The organism is Polaribacter sp. 20A6 (assembly GCF_011378915.1).
Lineage (GTDB): Bacteria > Bacteroidota > Bacteroidia > Flavobacteriales > Flavobacteriaceae > Polaribacter > Polaribacter sejongensis.
In genome coordinates this window covers 1-2,020 of the sequence record NZ_WTPZ01000023.1, presented here as the reverse complement: position 1 = coordinate 2,020, position 2,020 = coordinate 1, and the positions used below count along the sequence as shown (strand labels likewise).

Annotated in this window: 2 protein-coding genes; both read left to right on the top strand. The window is 27.8% G+C overall.

Annotated features, from left to right (window positions below):
- The first annotated feature begins 155 nt into the window (after positions 1 to 155).
- Positions 156 to 1,109: a Fic family protein gene (locus GQS57_RS18180; protein WP_165734394.1), complete on the top strand. Its 954-nt coding sequence runs from the start codon at positions 156 to 158 to the stop codon at positions 1,107 to 1,109.
- Positions 1,110 to 1,321: 212 nt separating this feature from the next.
- Positions 1,322 to 1,879, top strand: a complete 558-nt coding sequence (locus tag GQS57_RS18175; protein ID WP_165734393.1) for a hypothetical protein — start codon at positions 1,322 to 1,324, stop codon at positions 1,877 to 1,879.
- Positions 1,880 to 2,020 lie beyond the last annotated feature (141 nt).

Genomic DNA, 2,020 nt, shown 5'->3' with positions numbered 1-2,020 from the left:
TGTGAACATCAATTTTCCTGCGGAAAATAGCCGTTCACTTTAAACGCAACTTTCCATAACACAACAACGTTGTGCCCAATTAAAAAATTCCGTTTCATTCAATAAGTATAGTTAAATGATTGTATCTTTGATAATATCAAATGATAGTATCAACCATGAAACCACCTTACGAAATAACTTCTTCTATTTTAAAATTAATAACTTCTATTTCAGAAAAAATAGGTGAAGTAAATGCCAATTTATTAAATAAACCTTCTCCGAAATTAAGGAAACAAAATAGAATTAAAACTATTCATTCGTCTTTAAGAATTGAAGGTAATACACTTACCGAAGAACAAATAACAGCACTTCTTGAAAATAAAAGAGTTATTGGTCCAAAAAAAGATGTACTTGAAGTATTAAATGCCATAGAAATCTACGAAAATTTAGATATTTATAAACCATCTAATGAAAAGTCTTTTTTAAAAGCACATAAAAACTTAATGAAAGACCTTATTGAAGGTGCAGGGAAATATAGGAAACAAAGTGTTGGTATTGTAAAAGGTTCTAAAGTAGAACACGTAGCTCCTCCATTTGGAAACCTTCCTTATTTAATGAAAGATCTTTTTGAATATTTGAAAAAGTCAGACGAAATTGAATTAATTAAAAGTTGTGTTTTCCATTATGAAATGGAATTCATACATCCATTTTTAGATGGTAATGGAAGAATGGGAAGGTTATGGCAAACTTTAATATTAATGGAAAAATATCCAATATTTGAGTTTTTGCCTTTTGAAACTTTAATTAGTAACGATCAAGAAAAATACTACAAAGCTTTAGCTGAAAGTGATAAATCTGGAAAATCAACAAAGTTTATTGAATATATGTTAGGAGTAATTGATATTTCAATAAGTGAATTATTAAATTTTAATAATAGAACGTTAAACGAAAAAGACAGATTAGAATATTTTGTTTCTTTAAATAAAATTCAGTTTACTAGAAAAAATTATATGGATATATTTAAAGACATTTCTTCTGCAACCGCAAGTCGAGATTTAAAAAAAGGTACAGAGTTAAATTTATTTGAAAAAATAGGAGAAAAAAATAAAACAATCTATAGAATAAAATAACAGGGCACAACACCGTGTATTAAAAATTGCTATATTAGTCCTTAATTAAAAGTAGTTGCATTTTTGTGAACTACAATTTTCCTTCGGAAAATAGCCGTTCACTTAAAACGCAACTTTCAATACACAACAACGTTGTGCGTAAGTTAACAGACCAACTAAAACCCTACTTGCATTTAGTGTTTTAATATTTAAAATCGAAAAAGAATTTAAACTTGAAAATAAAGAAATCTGAAACAAAAATATTAATCGGAATTGGAATTCTGATTTTACTGATTGACATATTTCTAATGAAAAATTGGGTTGGAAATATCAAACCTTATCCTTCAATGTCTGTTAGTGTTGAATCTCATAAACTTGAAATATTCGGAATGAATATTATAATTGGAATTTTGGCACTTTTCATTAAAAAAAGACTTTCGATTTTATTTTTTGTTAATTCATTTATATGTTATTGGATATTTTCATTTTTCTGGACTTCTTGGATTGAGAATAACCCCTACTCGACTTCTGAATTTACTTTTAAAATTGAGAACAGAAACTTTAGATTAAGCATCGACAAAAATCCGAATGTTTATGGAATTTATGAATTGAAACCGAACTCTAAAGATTCTCTGAAAATTATCGAGATGGGAATGAATGAAAAGAGAGGAGATAGTATAATATTAATATATGGAAAATCTGGTGAAATATTTGAAATGTATTTTTACGAAAACAAACTAATTGGATTGCCCGAAAATCCAAGTGAAATAAAATTGAAAAAAGCGGAATGAAAAAAACCTACGCACAACACCGTATAAACTTTATTGCTGGTTTTAGCTCACTTAGGAAATTCCTCCGGAATTTCGCCGTTCGTGTTTTATTTACTAAATTCACTGCTTAAACAACGCAACAAAGCTTATACAACAACGTTG